The organism is Streptomyces sp., from assembly GCF_031181705.1.
Classification (GTDB): Bacteria; Actinomycetota; Actinomycetes; order Streptomycetales; family Streptomycetaceae; genus Streptomyces.
On sequence record NZ_JAPSKN010000025.1, the window covers coordinates 16,061 to 33,540 of the forward strand.

17 protein-coding genes and 1 riboswitch are annotated in these 17,480 nt (G+C 73.1%); of the genes, 12 read left to right on the forward strand and 5 right to left on the reverse strand.

Translation table 11 applies throughout. The features are described from left to right. Nucleotides 1-2 precede the first annotated feature (2 nt). The gene (locus RIN80_RS07990; RefSeq protein ID WP_309094806.1) at nucleotides 3-716 is read right to left on the reverse strand and encodes a DUF5995 family protein; all 714 of its coding nucleotides are present in this window, start codon (nucleotides 714-716) and stop codon (nucleotides 3-5) included. 175 nt (nucleotides 717-891) lie between these two features. Here RIN80_RS07990 and RIN80_RS07995 point away from each other — a divergent pair, with 175 nt between their 5' ends. Next, complete coding sequence (locus RIN80_RS07995) at nucleotides 892-2,028, forward strand: glycoside hydrolase family 6 protein (RefSeq protein ID WP_309094833.1); 1,137 nt, start codon at nucleotides 892-894, stop codon at nucleotides 2,026-2,028. Here RIN80_RS07995 and RIN80_RS08000 read toward each other — a convergent pair. Beyond that, the gene (locus RIN80_RS08000; RefSeq protein ID WP_309094807.1) at nucleotides 2,007-3,386 is read right to left on the reverse strand and encodes a solute carrier family 23 protein; all 1,380 of its coding nucleotides are present in this window, start codon (nucleotides 3,384-3,386) and stop codon (nucleotides 2,007-2,009) included. The genes RIN80_RS07995 and RIN80_RS08000 overlap by 22 nt on opposite strands. Nucleotides 3,387-3,528: 142 nt before the next feature. On the opposite strand from RIN80_RS08000, the gene RIN80_RS08005 reads away from it, so the two are divergent. Then, complete coding sequence (locus RIN80_RS08005) at nucleotides 3,529-3,987, forward strand: thioesterase family protein (protein WP_309094808.1); 459 nt, start codon at nucleotides 3,529-3,531, stop codon at nucleotides 3,985-3,987. On the opposite strand, the gene RIN80_RS08010 is transcribed toward RIN80_RS08005, so the two are convergent. Continuing rightward, entirely contained in the window at nucleotides 3,947-5,152 is a 1,206-nt protein-coding gene (locus RIN80_RS08010; RefSeq protein ID WP_309094834.1) for an MFS transporter, read from the reverse strand. The genes RIN80_RS08005 and RIN80_RS08010 overlap by 41 nt on opposite strands. A 133-nt stretch (nucleotides 5,153-5,285) precedes the next feature. On the opposite strand from RIN80_RS08010, the gene RIN80_RS08015 reads away from it, so the two are divergent. From RIN80_RS08015 to RIN80_RS08060, 10 genes are all read left to right on the forward strand, one after another. Further along, complete coding sequence (locus RIN80_RS08015; protein WP_309094809.1) at nucleotides 5,286-6,503, forward strand: ROK family transcriptional regulator; 1,218 nt, start codon at nucleotides 5,286-5,288, stop codon at nucleotides 6,501-6,503. A gap of 302 nt (nucleotides 6,504-6,805) precedes the next feature. Further along, nucleotides 6,806-6,936: riboswitch (FMN riboswitch) on the forward strand. A 145-nt stretch (nucleotides 6,937-7,081) separates the two neighbouring features. Beyond that, nucleotides 7,082-7,690: a riboflavin synthase gene (locus RIN80_RS08020; protein ID WP_309094810.1), complete on the forward strand. Its 609-nt coding sequence runs from the start codon at nucleotides 7,082-7,084 to the stop codon at nucleotides 7,688-7,690. Further along, a complete protein-coding gene (locus RIN80_RS08025; protein WP_309094811.1) occupies nucleotides 7,687-8,328 on the forward strand; it encodes a nicotinamide mononucleotide transporter family protein in 642 nt (213 codons plus the stop codon). The genes RIN80_RS08020 and RIN80_RS08025 overlap by 4 nt, the downstream gene beginning before the upstream one ends. Then, nucleotides 8,325-9,617, forward strand: a complete 1,293-nt coding sequence (locus tag RIN80_RS08030) for a bifunctional 3,4-dihydroxy-2-butanone-4-phosphate synthase/GTP cyclohydrolase II (protein ID WP_309094812.1) — start codon at nucleotides 8,325-8,327, stop codon at nucleotides 9,615-9,617. The genes RIN80_RS08025 and RIN80_RS08030 overlap by 4 nt, the downstream gene beginning before the upstream one ends. Before the next feature lie 21 nt (nucleotides 9,618-9,638). Beyond that, nucleotides 9,639-10,124, forward strand: coding sequence for a 6,7-dimethyl-8-ribityllumazine synthase (gene ribH, locus RIN80_RS08035; RefSeq protein WP_309094813.1), 486 nt, complete (start codon nucleotides 9,639-9,641; stop codon nucleotides 10,122-10,124). A 34-nt stretch (nucleotides 10,125-10,158) separates the two neighbouring features. Next, nucleotides 10,159-10,431 (forward strand): phosphoribosyl-ATP diphosphatase, encoded by a 273-nt coding sequence (locus tag RIN80_RS08040; protein WP_007491392.1) that lies wholly within the window; start codon nucleotides 10,159-10,161, stop codon nucleotides 10,429-10,431. 45 nt (nucleotides 10,432-10,476) lie between these two features. After that, a complete protein-coding gene (hisG, locus tag RIN80_RS08045; RefSeq protein ID WP_309094814.1) occupies nucleotides 10,477-11,325 on the forward strand; it encodes an ATP phosphoribosyltransferase in 849 nt (282 codons plus the stop codon). Nucleotides 11,326-11,340: 15 nt separating this feature from the next. Continuing rightward, a complete protein-coding gene (locus RIN80_RS08050; RefSeq protein ID WP_309094815.1) occupies nucleotides 11,341-11,796 on the forward strand; it encodes a PH domain-containing protein in 456 nt (151 codons plus the stop codon). A 238-nt stretch (nucleotides 11,797-12,034) separates the two neighbouring features. Next, complete coding sequence (locus tag RIN80_RS08055; RefSeq protein ID WP_309094816.1) at nucleotides 12,035-13,369, forward strand: hemolysin family protein; 1,335 nt, start codon at nucleotides 12,035-12,037, stop codon at nucleotides 13,367-13,369. Next, nucleotides 13,366-14,442 carry a hemolysin family protein gene (locus tag RIN80_RS08060; protein WP_309094817.1) on the forward strand — a complete coding sequence of 359 codons (1,077 nt, stop codon included), beginning with the start codon at nucleotides 13,366-13,368 and terminating at the stop codon, nucleotides 14,440-14,442. The genes RIN80_RS08055 and RIN80_RS08060 overlap by 4 nt, the downstream gene beginning before the upstream one ends. Before the next feature lie 43 nt (nucleotides 14,443-14,485). Here RIN80_RS08060 and RIN80_RS08065 read toward each other — a convergent pair whose 3' ends face one another. Together RIN80_RS08065 and RIN80_RS08070 are read right to left on the reverse strand one after the other, a co-directional pair. Next, complete coding sequence (locus tag RIN80_RS08065) at nucleotides 14,486-16,348, reverse strand: AAA family ATPase (RefSeq protein ID WP_309094818.1); 1,863 nt, start codon at nucleotides 16,346-16,348, stop codon at nucleotides 14,486-14,488. Between the two features lie 430 nt (nucleotides 16,349-16,778). Then, nucleotides 16,779-17,435, reverse strand: coding sequence for a hypothetical protein (locus RIN80_RS08070; protein WP_309094835.1), 657 nt, complete (start codon nucleotides 17,433-17,435; stop codon nucleotides 16,779-16,781). Nucleotides 17,436-17,480 lie beyond the last annotated feature (45 nt).

Consider the following 17,480-nt stretch of genomic DNA (forward strand, 5'->3'; position numbering starts at 1 on the left):
ACCTAGACCCGGAGCGGCGGTTCGGCCAGGGGCGTGAGCAGCATGCGCCCCGCCAGGCCCACCGCCGTGTCCAGGCGTTCGGTGAACTCCCCGGCGAGGTCGGGGAGTCCGCGCAGGGCCCACAGGGCCCGGGCCGCCGTCCAGGCCGCGTCCCGGGCCCGCTCCAGGCTCCAGGAGCCGAGCAGGTGGGTCAGCGGGTCGGCGATCTGCAGGAGGTCGGGGCCCGGCATCAGATCTTCGCGGATGCGCTCCTCCAGCGACACGAGGAGATCGCCCACGGTGTCGAACTCGTCCTCCAGCTCGGCCGGAGCGCAGTCGAGCGTACGGCAGGTGTCCACGACGGCCAGCGCGAGGTCGTGGCCGATGTGCGCGTTGATGCCCGCCAGCGCGAACTGCAGCGGGCGTACCCCGGGATGGCGGCGGAACTGGAACAGCGGCCGCCAGCAGGCCGGTGCGCGCCGGTCCCGGGCCGCCGCGTCGACCGCGTCCAGGTACCGCCGCGCGAACCGGACGTCCAGCGTGATCGCGGCGTACGGGTCCGCGAACCACCCGGTGTCGACGTACCGGTCCACCGTCTCCGTCACGGCGAGGTAGACGCGGTTGAAGACCGCCACGCCGTCGCGCGGATGCAGGGCCGCGTCGAGGGCGCGCATACGGCGGACGACTCCGTCGACGGGGGTGTCCACGGCCGGGGGGACTTGTTCGCATCGCGGCATGCGGGCAGAGTCCCAGCTCTAGGCTGGCGGAAGTACCGGCGGGCCCGGCGCTTCCCCGGAACGGGGGAACACCGCCCGCCGCAGGGGGAGGGGGAGCAGCACCGTGTCAGGCTCGCGTGCCCAGCGCCTGGCCGCCCGCAGGGCCGCGCGCCGACGTGCCGCCCGGCGCGGCGCCATGGTCGCGGCGGCCGCCGTCGTGGTCGTGGCGGGCGCGGTCGCCGGGACGCTCGCCGCGTTCGACGGCGGTCGGCGCGGCTCCGACCGGGCCAGGACCGCCGAGGTGACCGCCTCCCCGCGCCTGGCGCCCCTGCCCGCGGTGCCGTCGCCGTCCCCGTCCGCGGCTGCGTCCTCGGCCTCCGCGTCCGCGAGCGTGCGTCCCTCGCCCTCGCCCTCGCCGTCCCCGTCGAGGAGCAGGGCCGTGCGGCACCAGCGCGGCGCCCCGGCGGCCGGCCGCCTCTACCGCCACCCCGACTCCCAGGTGCTCGACTGGGTGCGCACCCACTCCGGCGACCCCCGCCACGCGGTCATCGCGTCCCGCATCGCCGAGCAGCCGGCCGCGGTCTGGTTCGCCGAGTACGCCCCGGACACCGTCACCGCCCGGGTCGCCGCCGTCACCTCGGGCGGGGCCGCCCAGGGCCGGGTGCCCGTCCTCGTGCCGTACGCCATCCCCGGCCGGGACTGCGGCGGCCACTCCCAGGGCGGGGCGCCCGACCTGGACGCCTACGACGCCTGGATCGACCGGTTCGCCGACGGGCTGGGCTCCGGCGAGGTCATCGTCGTCCTGGAGCCGGACTCGGTCGCCCAGGCCGAGTGCCTCTCCGCCGGTGAGCGCGCCGACCGCTTCGCCTCCCTGGCCCGGGCCGGACGGGTCCTGAAGGACGCCAACCCCCGGGCCCGCGTCTACTTCGACGCCGGGCACTCGGGCTGGAACGCACCGGGCAAGCAGGCCGCCTGGCTGCGCCAGGCCGGTGCCGCCTCGCCCGCGTCCTCGGACGGGATCTTCAGCAACGTCTCCAACTTCCACACCACCGCCGACGAGATCGCCCACGACCGGCGGGTCCTGGAGGCACTCGGCGGCCCGGCGAGCCTCGGCGCCGTCATCGACACCAGCCGCAACGGCAACGGCGCCCCGGCCGACGGCGAGTGGTGCGACCCGGCGGGCCGCAGCCTCGGCCGCACCCCGACCCTGACCACCGGCGAACCCCGGATCGACGCCTATCTGTGGGTCAAGCTGCCGGGGGAGTCGGACGGCTGCAGGGGCAGGCCCGGGACGTTCACCGCGTCCTACGCCTACGACTTGGCGTCGTCGTAGGACGAGGTGCCCTCGTCCAGCAGCGGCGTCTGCGTCTTCAGGTGGGGCGGGGCGAAGGCCCGCAGCGCGTGGTAGCCGGTGATGACGACCACCGTGCCGAGCGCGATGCCGCTCAGCGAGAAGGTGTCCGTGATCTCCATGGACACGTTGCCGACGCCGATGATGATGCCCGCCGCCGCCGGGACCAGGTTCAGCGGATTGCGCAGGTCCACCTCGGCGTTGATCCAGATCTGCGCGCCGAGCAGGCCGATCATGCCGTACAGGATGACGGTGATGCCGCCGAGCACCCCGCCGGGGATGGCCGCGACGACCGCGCCGAACTTCGGACAGAGGCCGAAGAGCAGGGCGAAGCCGGCGGCGGCCCAGTAGGCGGCCGTGGAGTAGACGCGGGTCGCGGCCATCACGCCGATGTTCTCGGAGTACGTGGTGTTGGGCGGGCCGCCGACCGCGGTGGACAGCATCGAGCCGACGCCGTCGGCCGCGATCGCCGTGCCGAGCTTGTCGTCCAGCGAGTCGCCGGTCATCTCGCCGACCGCCTTCACGTGCCCGGCGTTCTCCGCGACCAGCGCGATGACGACCGGCAGGGCGACCAGGATCGCCGACCACTCGAAGGACGGGCCGTGCAGCGTCGGCAGCCCGATCCAGTCGGCCCGGCCCACGCCGGAGAGGTCGAGACGCCAGTGGTCGGTGACCTTGCCGCTGCCGTCCGCGGAGTGGATCTTCCCGAAGACCAGGTCGAAGACCCAGGAGACGCCGTACCCGAAGACCAGGCCGAGGAAGATCGCGATCCGGGACCAGAAACCGCGCAGGCAGACCACCGCCAGCCCGGTGAACAGCATCACCAGCAGGGCTGTCCACTGGTCCTGCGGCCAGTAGGTCGAGGCCGTCACCGGGGCCAGGTTGAAGCCGATCAGCATCACCACCGCGCCGGTCACGATCGGCGGCATAGCGGCGTGGATGATCCGCGCCCCGAACCGCCGCACGGCGAGTCCCACCAGGAACAGCGCGGCGCCCACCACGAAGACCGCGCCGGTGACGGTGGCGCTGCTGCCGCCCTGCGCGCGGATCACCGCCGCCACCCCGACGAAGGACAGCGAGCAGCCCAGGTAGCTCGGCACCCGGCCGCGCGTGGCCAGCAGGAACACCACCGTCGCGACGCCCGACATCATGATCGCCAGGTTGGGGTCGAGGCCCATCAGGACCGGCGCCACGAAGGACGCCCCGAACATGGCCACCACGTGCTGGGCGCCGAGTCCGGCCGTGCGGGGCCAGGAGAGCCGCTCATCGGGCCGGACCACCGCACCGGGGGCCGGGACGCGTCCGTCGCCGTGCAGTTTCCAGCGGACGCCGAGATCCATGGGGGTGTCGCTTTCGTCGTGCGGGCAGCTGAGTCCGGACCATTGTCCGGGCTGCCGGGGCATGCTCCGTACACATGAGCGGACGCTTAGGATGGCGGTCGCTGTAGTGACCACCGATCCGTACGCCCAGGAGCCCCCGCCCGTGACCGCCGAAGCCCTGACCAGTCCCGCCCTGTCCCACGGCCGGCTGGTCCCCGTGACCGTCCACTTCGACGACCTGGACGCGCTGGGCCTGCTGCACAACGCCCGCTACCCGCTCATGGTGGAGCGGGCCTGGGCCGAACTGTGGCAGGAGCGGGGCATCCGCTTCGAGGGCGACTGGGCGGCCGCCGGCGACGCCTGCAACGCGGTGAAGGAGCTGACGATCACGTACGAGGCTCCGGTGACCCGGCCCGGCCCCTACGCCGTGCACCTCTGGCTGGAGCGCCTCGGCACGACCGGCCTCACCTACGGCTTCCGCTTCTGCTCGGCGGACGGTGCCACCACCTACGCCCGCGGCACCCGGGTCCTGGTCCGGCTGGACGCCGCCACGCTGCGCCCCGCCCCCTGGAGCGAGGAGTTCAGGGCCGTGGGCCGGGAACTGCTGCGTCCGGCCGGCTGATCTTCACCCGGTCGCCCGGGCGCAGCACCCGGGCGAAGACGACCAGGCCGCCGGAGAGCACCGTCACCAGGCAGAACGACACCATCAGGCTGGTCGCCTGGGCCAGCATCCCGATCGCGCTCGGCGCGACCAGGCCCGAGGTGTAGGTGATGGTCGCGACGCCGGCGATGGCCAGGCTCGGGTTGGCGCCGCTGCGGCCCGCCGCCGCGAAGCACAGCGGCACCACGACGGCGATGCCCAGCCCCATCAGCGCGAACCCCGCCATCGCCACCGCCGGATGCTCGGCGAGGACGATCAGCAGCCCGCCGAGGACGGCGAACACCCCGCTCGCCCGAACGGTCCGCACGGCGCCGAAGCGGTCCACGACCTTGTCGCCGGCGATCCGGGCGACGGCCATGGTGAGCGTGAAGCCCGTCGTGCAGGCCGCCGCGAGACCGGCCGAGGTCTGCAACTGCTCGCGCAGGTACACCGCCGACCAGTCCAGGCTCGCGCCCTCCGCGAACACCGCGCAGAACCCGATCGCGCCGATGAGCAGCGCCGAGCGGGGCGGCAGCGCGAACCGGGGCGGCGGCTCCTCGTCCTCGGCGGGCTGCAGGTCGAGCACCCACTGGCAGGACAGGACACCGGCCACGGTGAGGACCGCGGCGGCCAGGACGTGGTGCAGCCGGGCGTCCGAGCCGAGGTGCGCGGCGAGCGTGCCGGCCGCCGAGCCGACCAGCGCGCCCGCGCTCCACATGCCGTGCAGCCCGGACATGATCGACCGGTCCAGGCGGTTCTCGACCTCGACGCCCAGCGCGTTCATCGCCACGTCCGCCATGCCCGCCGTGGCGCCGTACACGAACAGCGCCAGGCAGAGCGTGAGCAGGTTCGGCGCGAGGGCCGGCAGCACCAGCGACAGCGTCCACAGGGCGATCAGCCCGCGCAGCGCGTTGCGGGCGCCGAAGCGGTGGCTGACGCTGCCGGCCAGCGGCATCGCGATCGAGGCGCCGAGCGCGGGGAAGGCCAGGGCGATGCCCAGCTGACCGGCGCTCACCCCGGCGTGGTCCTGGATCCAGGGGACCCGGGTGGCGAACGAGCCGGTCACGGCGCCGTGCACCGCGAAGACGGCGGCCACGGCGTACCGCGACCGCTTCACCTCGCGCTGTGCGTCGACCACGTTGCCCATTCTGCGGTCCCCCTCCTGCTCGTCCGTGTGCACCACGTCGTTCGGCCGTAAACTATCAGGAACCCTGCCTGATAATAAGAGGGTCTCCGTCGGGTCGCGGCCGAGCGGTCCGGCGATCTGGAAGGATCCCGGCATGCCCGCATCCCCGAGCACCGCCCGGGCCATCAACGACCGGCTCGCCCTGCGTCTGCTCCAGCAGGAGGGCCCGTTGACGGCAGGGCAGTTGAAGCAGCTGACCGGACTGTCCCGGCCGACCGTCGCCGACCTCGTCGAGCGGCTCACCGGCGCCGGCCTGATCGCCGTCGTCGGCGAGGCGGGCGAACAGCGGCGCGGACCCAACGCCAAGGTGTACGGCATCGTCGCCGACCGGGCGCACCTCGCCGCGCTGGACGTGCGCACCGAGGGCGTGGCCGTGGCCGTCGCCGACCTGGTGGGGCGGGTGCTGGCCGAGGCGTCGGTGCCGATCGACGGGGGCATGGGCACGGGACCCGCCGTGGAGCAGGCGGTCGCGCTGGTCGAGCGCGCGGTCAAGGAGGCCGGGGCGGACCGGCTGCACACCGTCGGCATCGGGGCGCCCGGGCTGATCGACCCGGCCAGCGGCGAACTGCGCGACTCCTCGGGACTGCCGGAGTGGCACCGCCGGCTGGTCGCCGCCCTCCAGGAGCGGCTGCCCGAGGCGCGGGTGAGCGTGGAGAACGAGACCAACCTCGCGGCCGTGGCCGAGCAGCGCGACGGCGCCGCCCGGGACCGCGACACGTTCGTCCTGCTGTGGCTGGGCCACGGCACGGGAGCGGCGGTGGTCCTCGACGGCGCGCTGCGCCGCGGTGCCTCCGGCGGCACCGGCGAGATCGGCTTCCTCCCCGTGCCGGGCACCGCGGCCCTGCCGACCGCCACCGACTGCGAGGGCGGCTTCCACTCCCTGGCCTCGGCGGCGGCGGTGGTGGACCTCGCCGGGCGCTGCGGTGTGCCGACGGCCGCCGCTCGGCGGCCGTCGGCGGGGGAAGTGCTGCGGGCGGCGGTCGGACTGGTCCGGGACGCGGCGGCTCGGGACACCGCGCCCGCCGCCCGGTTCCTGGACGCCCTCGCCGACCGGCTGGCCGTCGGGGTCGCCTCGGTCGTCGCGATCCTCGACCCCGGGTGCGTCGTGCTCGGGGGTGAGGTCGGGCAGGCCGGTGGCGCGGAGCTCGCCGCGCGGGTGCGCGAGCGCCTGGCCCGGATGACCCCGCTGCCCACCGAGGTGCGGCCCACCACCCTGGGCGGCGGCGCGGTCCTGCGCGGCGCGCTGCTGACGGCGCGGGACCGCGCGCAGGACGAGCTGTTCACGCGCGGGCAGACGGCCCCGCGCTGGTAGCGCCCGCGGCGGACGGGCACGCCGCGCCTCCGGCGCTTGGGAGGCCCGACGGCGGGCAAGGGCCGTCGTCACCGCCGCCGGGCCGGTCCGTGGGGGTGGGAAGTGCCGACCCTGGCGCTGACCCTAGAAAGGACTAGACCAAAGCGTCAATAGGTGCGTACCAAAGCCGAGTCCCCGGCCGGGCGCGGGAGTTGGCGCGCCGTCGCGCTCGGGAAGGGAGGTGCCACGTTCTGTGAGGCACCCCACACCACTCGCCCGTCTGGACCCCGATCAGGCGTGGCACACTGGCCGTGTACCAGTAGCAGCGCACTCCGGGGTCGGTGAAAGTCCGAACCGGCGGTTACAGTCCGCGACCCGGTCGCCTCCAGCGGCCGGTTGACCAGGTGAAATTCCTGGACCGACGGTTAAAGTCCGGATGGGAGGCAGTGCGCGGCGAGCGGGCATCCGTGCGCGCCGCCCGAGCGGTCCGTCCTGAGGGCGGACTCCGTCCGGCGTCGTCCCCGGTGTTCCCGTTCGTTTCCTCTGTCGTCATCGACAGCCCCGGAGTCCGTGCCCGAAGAGGCAGGAGGACCCGGGAAGTGTTCACCGGAATCGTCGAAGAGCTGGGCGAGGTCACCGCCGTCGAGACCCTCGACGACGCCTGTCGCTTCCGCCTGCGGGGCCCCGTCGTCACCCAGGGCGCGAAACACGGCGACTCCATCGCCGTCAACGGCGTCTGCCTCACGGTGGTCGACCACGAAGGCGACGAGTTCACCGCCGACGTCATGGCCGAGACGCTGAACCGCTCCAGCCTCGGTGCCCTCAGGGCCGGATCCCGCGTCAACCTCGAACGCCCCATGGCGGTAGGCGACCGCCTCGGCGGGCACATCGTGCAGGGGCATGTCGACGGCACCGGCGAGATCCTGGAGCGCAAGCCGTCCGAGCACTGGGAGATCGTGAAGATCTCCCTGCCCGCGGACCTCACCCGGTACGTGGTCGAGAAGGGCTCCATCACCGTCGACGGCATCAGCCTCACCGTCGTCGACGCCGGCCCCGACCACTTCACCGTCAGCCTCATCCCCACCACCCTCGACCTGACCACGCTCGGCCACAAGCAGCCCGGCGACCCGGTCAACCTCGAGGTGGACGTCATCGCCAAGTACGTCGAGCGCATGCTGGGCGACCGCGCGCGGGGGGCAGCCGAGTGAACTCGCTGAACTCCGAGGCCTTCGTCCTCTTCGGCCAGCACATCCTCTGGTCCGACATGATCGGCAACCTCTTCGGCCTGGCCGCCCTCGCCCTCGGCTGGCGGCGCTCCATCTGGACCTGGCCCGTGCAGTTCCTGGCCGGCCTCATCCTCTTCGGCGCCTTCTTCGGCCACCTGACCGGCAGCGCCGGCAAACAGGCGGTCGTCATGGTCGTCGCCCTCTACGGCTGGTGGCAGTGGCAGCGCGGCAAGGGCCGGGGCGAGGACGGCCACATCGCCGTACGGTTCGCCACCTGGCGCGAGCGCGCGGCGATGGCCGCGGCGGCCGCCGCCGGGACGGTCGCGGTGGCGCTGCTGTTCACGGCGTACCCGAAGCTGTCCTGGGACCCCTGGCCGGACGCCTACATCTTCGTCGGCACGGTGGTCGCCATGTACGCGCAGGCCCGCGGCATGGTCGAGTTCTGGTTCGCCTGGCTGCTCGTCGACCTCGTCGGCGTGCCCCTCAACTTCGCCAACGGCTACGCCTTCTCCGGCTTCGTCTACGTCATCTACGGCGCGCTCGTCCTGTGGGGCCTGCGCGACTGGTGGCTGCGCTCGCGTCAGGCCGCGCGGCCCACCCTGGAAGGAGCGCCGGCATGAGTACCGCACCGATCCTGTACCGCACCGACGGTGAGTTCGAGGACCTCGTGCTCGACCCCGTCGAGCAGGCCATCGCCGACATCGCCGCCGGCCGCCCGGTCGTGGTCGTCGACGACGAGGACCGGGAGAACGAGGGCGACCTCGTCATCGCCGCCGAGAAGGCGACGCCCGAGATCGTCGCCTTCATGATGAGCGAGTGCCGCGGCCTGGTCTGCGCCCCCATGGAGGGCGACGAACTGGACCGGCTGAAGCTCCCGCAGATGGTCGAGGACAACACCGAGTCGATGAAGACCGCCTTCACCGTCTCCGTCGACGCCTCCGCCGCCCACGGCGTGAGCACCGGCATCTCCGCCGCCGACCGCGCCACCACCCTGCGGCTGCTCGCCGACGGCGTGTCCGGGCCCGGCGACTTCGTCCGCCCCGGCCACGTCTTCCCGCTGCGCGCCCGGCCCGGCGGCGTCCTGACCCGCAACGGCCACACCGAGGCCGCCGTCGACCTCGCCCGCCTCGCCGGCCTGCGCCCGGCCGGCGCCATCGTCGAGATCGCCGGCGAGGACGGGCGCATGCTGCGCCTGCCCGAGCTGGTCCCCTTCGCGCGCAAGCACGGCCTGACGATCATCTCCATCGAGGACCTGATCGCCTACCGCCGCAGCAGCGAGCCCACCGTCCGCCGCGAGGCCAGGACCCAGCTGCCCACCGCCCACGGCACGTTCACCGCCTACGGCTACCGCTCCACCGTCGACGGCGTCGAGCACGTCGCCCTGGTGCACGGTGACATCGGCGACGGCCAGGACGTCCTGGTCCGCGTCCACTCCGAATGCCTCACCGGTGACGTCTTCGGCTCGGCCCGCTGCGACTGCGGCCCCCAGCTGGAGGCCTCCCTGGCCCGCATCCAGGACGAGGGCCGCGGCGTGGTGGTCTACCTGCGCGGACACGAGGGCCGCGGCATCGGCCTGATGTCCAAGCTGCGGGCCTACGAGCTCCAGGAGCGCGGCCGCGACACCCTCGACGCCAACCTCGAACTCGGCCTGCCCGCCGACGCCCGCGACTACGGCGCGGGCGCGCAGATCCTCGCCGACCTCGGCGTGCGCGGCGTCCGGCTGCTGACCAACAACCCCGACAAGGCCGACGCCCTCACCCGGCACGGCATCGTCGTCACCGCGCGCGTGCCGATGCCGGTCAGCGCCGGCGAGCACAACCTCCGCTACCTGCGCACCAAGCGGGACCGGATGGGCCACGACCTGCCCTGGCTGGACACGACCACCGTGCCGGCCTGCGGCAACCAGTAACGAAGCACACAAGGGAGCAACGTGAGCGGCAAGGGTGCACCGGAACTGTCCGTACGCAATGTGGGTGATCTCCGGGTCGCCGTCATCGCGGCGCAGTGGCACGAGAAGGTGATGGACGGTCTGGTGGACGGCGCCCTGCGCGCCCTGCGCGACCTGGGCATCGACGAGCCGACCCTGCTCAGGGTTCCCGGCAGCTGGGAACTGCCCGTGGTCGCCAAGGTCCTCGCGGGTCGCGGCTACGACGCGATCGTCGCCCTCGGCGTCGTCATCCGCGGCGGAACCCCCCACTTCGACTACGTGTGCCAGGGCGTCACCCAGGGCCTCACCCAGGTGTCCGTCGACACCGGCGTCCCCGTCGGCTTCGGCGTGCTGACCTGCGACACCGAGGAGCAGGCCCTGGACCGCGCGGGCATCGAGGGCTCCAGCGAGGACAAGGGGCACGAGGCGGTGACGGCCGCGGTGGCGACGGCGGCCACGCTCCGCTCGGTATCCGAACCCTGGCGCTGACGAACCGCATCTGTGGCATAGGCTGAGCGTCACCATGTCCAAGAAGACGTTCGAGGAGCTCTTCACCGAGCTCCAGCACAAGGCCGCCCACGGCGATCCCGCCACTTCCCGCACCGCAGAACTGGTCGGCAAGGGCGTCCACGCCATCGGCAAGAAGGTCGTCGAGGAGGCCGCCGAGGTGTGGATGGCCGCCGAGTACGAGGGCAAGGAGGCGGCCGCCGAGGAGATCTCGCAGCTGCTGTACCACGTCCAGGTGATGATGGTCGCCCGCGGCATCTCCCTCGACGACGTCTACGCCCACCTGTAAGCCGCACCCGTCACCGCCCGACCCCACGCAAAGGAAGCCGACCTCATGCTGCGCATCGCCGTCCCCAACAAGGGTTCCCTGTCAGGACCTGCGGCGGAGATGCTGCATGAGGCCGGCTACCGGCAGCGCCGCGAGTCCAAGGAACTGCGGATCGTCGACCCGACCAACGAGGTCGAGTTCTTCTACCTGCGCCCCCGCGACATCGCGATCTACGTCGCCTCCGGACAGCTCGACATCGGCCTCACCGGCCGCGACCTGCTCATCGACTCCGGCGCCGACGCCGAGGAGATCCTCCCGCTCGGCTTCGCCCGCTCCACCTTCCACTACGCCGGCAAGCCCGGCACCATCAGCGGCCTGGCCGACCTGGCCGGCAAGACCGTCGCCACCTCCTACGAGGGAATCGTCGCCGGCCACCTCGCCGAGCACGGCATCGAGGCCTCCGTCGTCCACCTCGACGGCGCCGTCGAGACCGCCATCCAGCTCGGCGTCGCCCAGGTCATCGCCGACGTCGTCGAGACCGGCACCTCCCTGCGCAACGCGGGCCTGGAGGTCGTCGGCGAGCCGATCATGCAGTCCGAGGCCGTCGTGATCCGCCGCACCGGCGCCGACCCCGACGACCCCAAGGTCCAGCAGTTCCTGCGCCGCCTCCAGGGCGTCCTGGTCGCCCGGACGTACGTGATGATGGACTACGACTGCCGGGTCGAGCAGCTGGAGAAGGCCGTCGCCCTCACCCCGGGCCTGGAGTCGCCGACCGTCTCCCCGCTGCACAACGAGGGCTGGGTCGCCGTCCGCGCGATGGTCCCCGCCAAGGAGGCGCAGCGGATCATGGACGACCTGTACGACATCGGCGCCCGGGCCATCCTGACCACGGCCATCCACGCCTGCCGTCTGTAAGAGGGGCGTACACCGATGTCCGACCTGCCCACCCTGCCCGTCACGTTCCGCCCGGGCAGCACCCGCGCGGTGCTGATCGGCGCCGCCGTCGCGATCCTCGTGGTGATCACGGCCGTCGCGATGCTGCTGAAGCAGCTCAGCCCCGCCGAGCGCCTCAGCTTCGTCGTCACGGCACTCCTGCTGGACGCCGTGCTGCTCCTGCTGGCGCGGCCCAAGGTCGTCGCCGACGAGGACGGCGTCACCGTGGTGAATCTCACGAACAAGCGCCGGCTGGCGTGGGCGGAGATCCTCCAGGTGACGCTCCGCCCCGGCGACCCCTGGGTGTTCCTCAACCTCAGCGACGGCACCAGCCTGCCCGCCCTGGGCATCCAGCCGGGCCTTGCCAAGCAGCGTGCCATCGCCGACGCCCGGGCCCTGCGGGCGCTCGTCGAGGCCCGCTCCGTCACGGACCCCGAACGGCATCAGAGCTGAGGCGTGGCGAGCCGCACGGCGGTCGCCACTGCCGCACCGGGCGGTGTCTTGATTAATCTGTTGGCGGAGGCGCGACGGACGCGCCTTCGCCGCTGCTGCCCCGCCCGGTGCGCAGAGGCTTCCTGCTGACAGAGGAGTGACCCCCTCCGGCGATGGACGGATCGTCCTGCAGTACCTGCGCCGCCCCCTGCCGACATAGCGCGGACCGTGTCCGCGACCGTGCACAGGCGGCGGCATCATGACCACCCCCCTGCTGCTTCTGGCAGCCGCGTTCCTGCTGATTCTCGCCAACGGATTCTTCGTGGCCGCCGAGTTCGGACTCGTGACGGTCGAGCGAGCGGAGGCCGAGAAGGCCGCCGCCGAGGGCGACCGGCGCGCCCAGCGCGTCGTCGAATCACTCAGGGAACTGTCCTTCCAGCTCTCCGGCACCCAGCTGGGCATCACCATCACCTCCCTCGTCGTCGGCATGCTCGCGGAGCCGGCGCTCGCGGAGCTGCTGCACGGCCCGTTCACCTCGATCGGCATCCCCCGGGGCGCGGTTCCCGGTGTCACGGTCGTCGTCGGCATGCTGGTGGCCTCCGCCGTGCAGATGGTGATCGGCGAGCTGCTGCCCAAGAACTGGGCGGTGTCCAGGCCGCTGCAGGTCGCGCGGTTCGTCGCGGCACCGCAGCACCTCTTCGCCCGGCTGTTCCGCCCGGTCATCGCGGGCCTCAACGCCGTGGCGAACCGGCTCGTACGGGCCCTGGGCTTCGAGCCCGCCGAGGAACTGGCCTCCGCCCGCACCCCCGGCGAGCTGGTCTCCCTGGCCCGCCACTCCGCGCTGGCCGGCGCCCTCGAACAGGACACGGCCGACCTCTTCGTCCGGACCCTGTCCCTCGGCGAGCTGACCGCGCAGCACGTGATGACGCCGCGTGTGAGGGTCAGCGCCCTGCAGTCCTCGGCCACCGCCGAGGACGTGGTCAACCTGACCCGCGCCACCGGCCTGTCCCGCTTCCCCGTCTACCGGGAGCGGATCGACGAGGTCGTCGGCATGGTCCACCTCAAGGACGCCCTGGCCGTGCCCGTCCAGGACCGGCTGCGCACCCCCGTGGGCCGTATCGCCCGCCCGCCGCTGCTCGTCCCCGAGACCCTGCCCGTCAAGCCCCTGCTGACCCGGCTGCGCAGCGAGCAGCCCATCGCGGTCGTCGTCGACGAGTACGGCGGCACGGCCGGTGTCGTCACGCTGGAGGACATCGTCGAGGAGCTCGTCGGAGAGGTCCGCGACGAGCACGACGAGCACGACCTGCCCGAGCTGGCCGCCGCGCCGCCGGAGGACGGCAGGCCCGCCTGGGACGTCGACGGCAGCTGCCGCGTCGACGTGCTCCAGCGCATAGGCCTCGACGTCCCCGAGGGTCCCTACGAGACCGTCGCCGGCCTGATCGCCGACCTGCTGGGCAGGATCCCGGCCGTCGGCGACAAGGCGGAGCTGCCCGGCTGGCGCCTCGCGGTGCGCCAGGTCGGGCACTACCGCGCGGAGCGCATCCGGCTCGTGCGGACCGCCCCGGTGACCGCCAGGGCGGAGGCCGTCCGATGAGCGTGCTCCAACTCCTCTTCGCCGCGCTGCTCGTGCTGGCCAACGGCTTCTTCGTGGGCGCCGAGTTCGCGCTGGTCTCCGTACGCCGCAGCCAGATCGAACCGCTCGGCACCGCCCGTGCCCGCCAGGTCCTGTACGGGTTGGAGCGGCTGCCGCAGATGATGGCGGCGGCCCAGTTCGGCATCACGGTCTGCTCCCTGACCCTGGGCGCGGTCGCCGAACCGACCGTGGCCCACCTGCTGGAGCCGGTCTTCGAGCGGGTCCACCTGCCCGAGGGCGCGATCCACCCGCTCACCTATGTGATCGCCCTGGCCGCCGTGGTCTTCTTCCACCTCGTCATCGGCGAGATGGTCCCGAAGAACCTGGCGATGGCGGCGCCCGAGAAGGCCGCGCTGTGGCTCAGCCCCGGCCTGGTCTGGTTCGCCCGCTTCTGCAAGCCGGTCACCGTCGCCCTCGGTGCCGTCTCCCAGGGCATCCTGCGCCTCTTCCACGTCGAACCCAAGGACGAGGTCGAGGCCGTCTTCACCAGCGAGCAGCTCAACCGGCTGGTGGAGGACGCGGGGCAGGCGGGCCTGCTCGACCCGGAGGAGGCCGAGCGCCTGGAGGACGCGCTGGAGCTGGGCTCCCGCCCGGTGACGGACGTCCTGCTCAAGCGCGAGTCCCTCGTGACGGTCAGCCCCTCGGTCACCCCGGGGCGGATCGTCGAGCTGACCGCCCGCACGGGCTACTCCCGCTTCCCGGTCGCCGCGGACAACGGCGCGTTCATGGGCTACCTGCACGTCAAGGACGTCCTGGACCTGGAGGACTCGGACCGGGCCGTGCCGCAGCAGCTGTGGCGGCCCATGACGACCCTGCGGTCGGAGCTGCCGCTGGACGACGCGCTGACGGTGATGCGGCGGGCGGCGACGCACCTGGCGCAGGTGGCCGACGGCTCGGGCAGGGTGCTCGGACTGGTCGCCCTGGAGGACGTGCTGGAGCTGCTGGTCGGGGAGGTGCGGGACCCCGCCCACCGCCAGGTGCGCGAGGTACGGCTGACCGAGCCGAGATCGGGCGAGGAGGTGCTGGCGACGTAGCGGCGCTCCACGCCGGGCCGCGGCCCGGCGCCACGCCGGTACCTCACGGTCCGGGCGGATCCTGCGGGCCCCGCCCGGACAGCACCTCCCCGTACGCCTGCATCAGATCCGGCAGCCGCAGGGTCGCCAGGTCCTCGCGCCCCAGTACCCCGGGGTACACCGACAGGCGCAGATCCCGGTAGGCGCAGCTCTTCTCGTACAGCGTCCGCAGGAACCGACCGTTGCCCAGTTCGTCGATCCACCCCTGGTCCACCACGTGCCCGGCGATGGAGCGCAGCTCGTCCAGGGCCTCCTCGTCCCAGACGTCGCCGTTCTCCGCGGCCAGCACCTTGCCGATCTCGGTGAGTTCCAGGGGACGGTAGGACGGGAAGTCGACGCGTGTGGTGAAGCGGGAGGACAGCCCGGGGTTCGCGGCGAGCAGCCGGTCCATGCCCTCCGGGTAGCCGGCCAGGATCACCACGAGGTGGTCGCGGTTGTCCTCCGCCCGCTTCAGCAGCACCTGGAGCGCCTCGTCGCCGTACGCGTCGCCCTTGCCGTAGCCCGAGTTGGACAGCGCGTACGCCTCGTCGACGAAGAGGACGCCCCCGAGGGCCGAGTCGATCAACTCGTTCGCCTTCACGGCGGTCTGCCCGAGGTACTCGCCGACCAGGTCGGCGCGCTGGGCCTCCACGAGATGATCGCCGCCGAGCAGCCCGAGGGCGTAGAAGACGCGGCCGAGGATGCGGGCGACGGTGGTCTTGCCGGTGCCGGAGGGGCCGGAGAAGACGAAGTGGCGTTTCGGCGGCTGGACCGGCAGCCCCTGACCGGCCCGCAGCCGGGCCATGTTCAACTGCGCCGACAACGCTTTGACCTGGCGCTTCACCGGCTCCAGCCCGACCATCCGCTCCAGCTCGGCGAGCGCCTCCTCCAGTAACGCGGGGTCGGTGGGCCCGGTGGGCAGGGACGGCGTCGGGCCGGTCCTCGCGCGGACCGCGGGGCCCGTGACCGGCGGCGGGGGAGCGGAGACGGGCGGCTCCAGGTCGGGCAGTCTCAGCTCGCGCCCCTCGGTGCCGAAGAGCGGGTCGAAGCCGTCCGGCCCGTCCACGGCGTCCTGCCCGGCACCGGTGAGCGTGATCGCCGCGAGGCCGGCGGCGTCCTCGTAGCCGTCGCCCTCGGCGATCGCGGCGAGCCGGGCCGAGGTGTCCATGAACGCCGGGTCGACCCGGTGCACGGCCCGGTACAGGGGGAGCGCTGCGGCGCTGCGGCCGGTGCCCTCATGGGCCCGGGCCAGCCAGTAGCGCAACTCCTTGCGCTGCGGCTGCTCGCTGCGGCAGCGCATCAGCGCGGCGGACAGCAGGGGTTCGGCCTGCCCGTACATCTCCAGCCGCACCCGGGCCATGCCGCCGAACAGCCCCGCCTCGATGCCGAGCAGGGGGTCGTCGAGGAGCGGGTCGGTGTGCCGGACCAACTGCTCCCAGTCCTTGACCAGATAGGCGCGGCAGGCGTGCAGGAAGCGGACCTGGTGGTCGGTGTCCACCGGCGGCAGCCCGGCGAGTGCCCGGTCCAGCTCGGGGACGTGGCGGCCGTCCAGCCAGTGCGAGGCGTGCGCGAGCAGCAGGTCGCGCGGGCTCTCCAGCACGGGCTGCACCCACCAGCCCAGCCAGTACCAGGAGTTGAGCGTGCGGCGATAGCGGGTGCGCTGTTCCCCGAAGCGGTCCCGGTGGCGGAACATCCTCAGCAGCGCGGTCGTCGTGTCGACGCGCAGCGCGTGCAGTCCGAGCCAGCCGTCGGCCATCCCGGGGTCCATCCGCACGGCGGCCCGGAACTCCTCCTCTGCCTGCGGATAGGCGCCCATGGTGTACGCGTCCACGCCCCGCAGCCAGGCGAGGTCGGCCGGGGCCTGAGGGCCCTGCGTGCCGAAGTCCATCCCGTCCCCCACGAAGCGTGCCCCCGTCGGTCTGCCAACGAGCCGTCCCCCGGCCGGCTGCCCTGCTCGAACCGCTGTGCCGCGGACCGGAGTTGCACCGTGCGCAGCAACCGTCCGCGGGTCGCGACGAGGGCATCGTACCCGCGGGGACGGCGCGTCCGTAGGGTGCCGCACGGGCCGTTCGGCGAGGTGGGAGGGGCTGCGGCGCGGTCGCGGCCGGTGACCGAGGGTGAGCGTTCGACGCCGCGCGGCGCCGGGGGAAGGGGAAGAAGACAGAACGAAGCCCCCGATCACGGGGGAACAACCGGGGGCTTCGCGTGCTGGGGCGGCCCTCGATGGCCGCACATTGAGAACGTAAGACCTGTACGGCCCGTCGGTCAAGCCGAGTTGGGGCACTCCGGGAACTTGCCCGGCAAGGCCCTTCACAAGTTCAGCACACCGCGGGTGGTTCGTCACCGTGAGTGAGGGGCGGGTCCGGTGCGGGGCTTCCCGCAGGTCCCGTGAGCACCTCATAACCCTCTCCAACCTGGCGTACCAGGGCATCGGCGAACGGCCGGGAGGGGTCCTCGGCGAAGTGCCGGCGCTCGGCCGGGACCCAGCCGTTCCAGAACTCTCGCTGTTCCTCCCCGTCCCGGACGCGCCCCCGCGCCCAGGCCTCCTCGCGCGGCAGGTCAAGCCACAGCAGCAGGGCCAGATGGGGGCGCAGCGCACGGCGTCCCGCGCCGACGCCCTCCAGGAGGAGCACCGGGGCGGGCGGCAGCGGGCGGGGCGGGCCGAAGCGGCGGGCCCGCCAGTCGTAGGGGGAGTAGTGCGCGGTACGGCCGTGGGCCAGCGGTTCGATCACCTGCTCCAGCAGCCGCCCGGTCCAGTCGAAGAGTTCGTCGTGGCTGGCGACGTCGTCCAGGCGCAGTACCGGCGCGCCGCCCAGCGCCCGGGCCAGCTTCCCGGTGAACGTGGTCTTGCCGGAGCCGGCGTGCCCGTCGACCCCGACGAGCCGGACGGGGCCGCAGGAGGGGGACAGGCGGCGGATCCGCAAGGCCAGTTCGGCGAGGGCGGGCCCCGGCGCGGGGCGGAAGGGCGCATTCATCTCGCGCAGCACTCTAACGACGGGCTCGCACCGCTCCGACGACGG

Bases quoted from the DNA above. Each gene is read 5' to 3' on its own strand.
- RIN80_RS07990 (WP_309094806.1), bottom strand. From the start codon at position 716: ATGCCGCGATGCGAACAAGTCCCCCCGGCCGTGGACACCCCCGTCGAC.
- RIN80_RS08060 (WP_309094817.1), top strand. From the start codon at position 13,366: ATGAGCGTGCTCCAACTCCTCTTCGCCGCGCTGCTCGTGCTGGCCAAC.
- RIN80_RS08070 (WP_309094835.1), bottom strand. From the start codon at position 17,435: ATGAATGCGCCCTTCCGCCCCGCGCCGGGGCCCGCCCTCGCCGAACTG.
- RIN80_RS08065 (WP_309094818.1), bottom strand. From the start codon at position 16,348: ATGGACTTCGGCACGCAGGGCCCTCAGGCCCCGGCCGACCTCGCCTGG.
- RIN80_RS08015 (WP_309094809.1), top strand. From the start codon at position 5,286: ATGCCCGCATCCCCGAGCACCGCCCGGGCCATCAACGACCGGCTCGCC.
- RIN80_RS08010 (WP_309094834.1), bottom strand. From the start codon at position 5,152: ATGGGCAACGTGGTCGACGCACAGCGCGAGGTGAAGCGGTCGCGGTAC.
- hisG (WP_309094814.1), top strand. From the start codon at position 10,477: ATGCTGCGCATCGCCGTCCCCAACAAGGGTTCCCTGTCAGGACCTGCG.
- RIN80_RS08000 (WP_309094807.1), bottom strand. From the start codon at position 3,386: ATGGATCTCGGCGTCCGCTGGAAACTGCACGGCGACGGACGCGTCCCG.
- RIN80_RS08030 (WP_309094812.1), top strand. From the start codon at position 8,325: ATGAGTACCGCACCGATCCTGTACCGCACCGACGGTGAGTTCGAGGAC.
- RIN80_RS08040 (WP_007491392.1), top strand. From the start codon at position 10,159: ATGTCCAAGAAGACGTTCGAGGAGCTCTTCACCGAGCTCCAGCACAAG.
- RIN80_RS07995 (WP_309094833.1), top strand. From the start codon at position 892: ATGGTCGCGGCGGCCGCCGTCGTGGTCGTGGCGGGCGCGGTCGCCGGG.
- RIN80_RS08050 (WP_309094815.1), top strand. From the start codon at position 11,341: ATGTCCGACCTGCCCACCCTGCCCGTCACGTTCCGCCCGGGCAGCACC.
- RIN80_RS08055 (WP_309094816.1), top strand. From the start codon at position 12,035: ATGACCACCCCCCTGCTGCTTCTGGCAGCCGCGTTCCTGCTGATTCTC.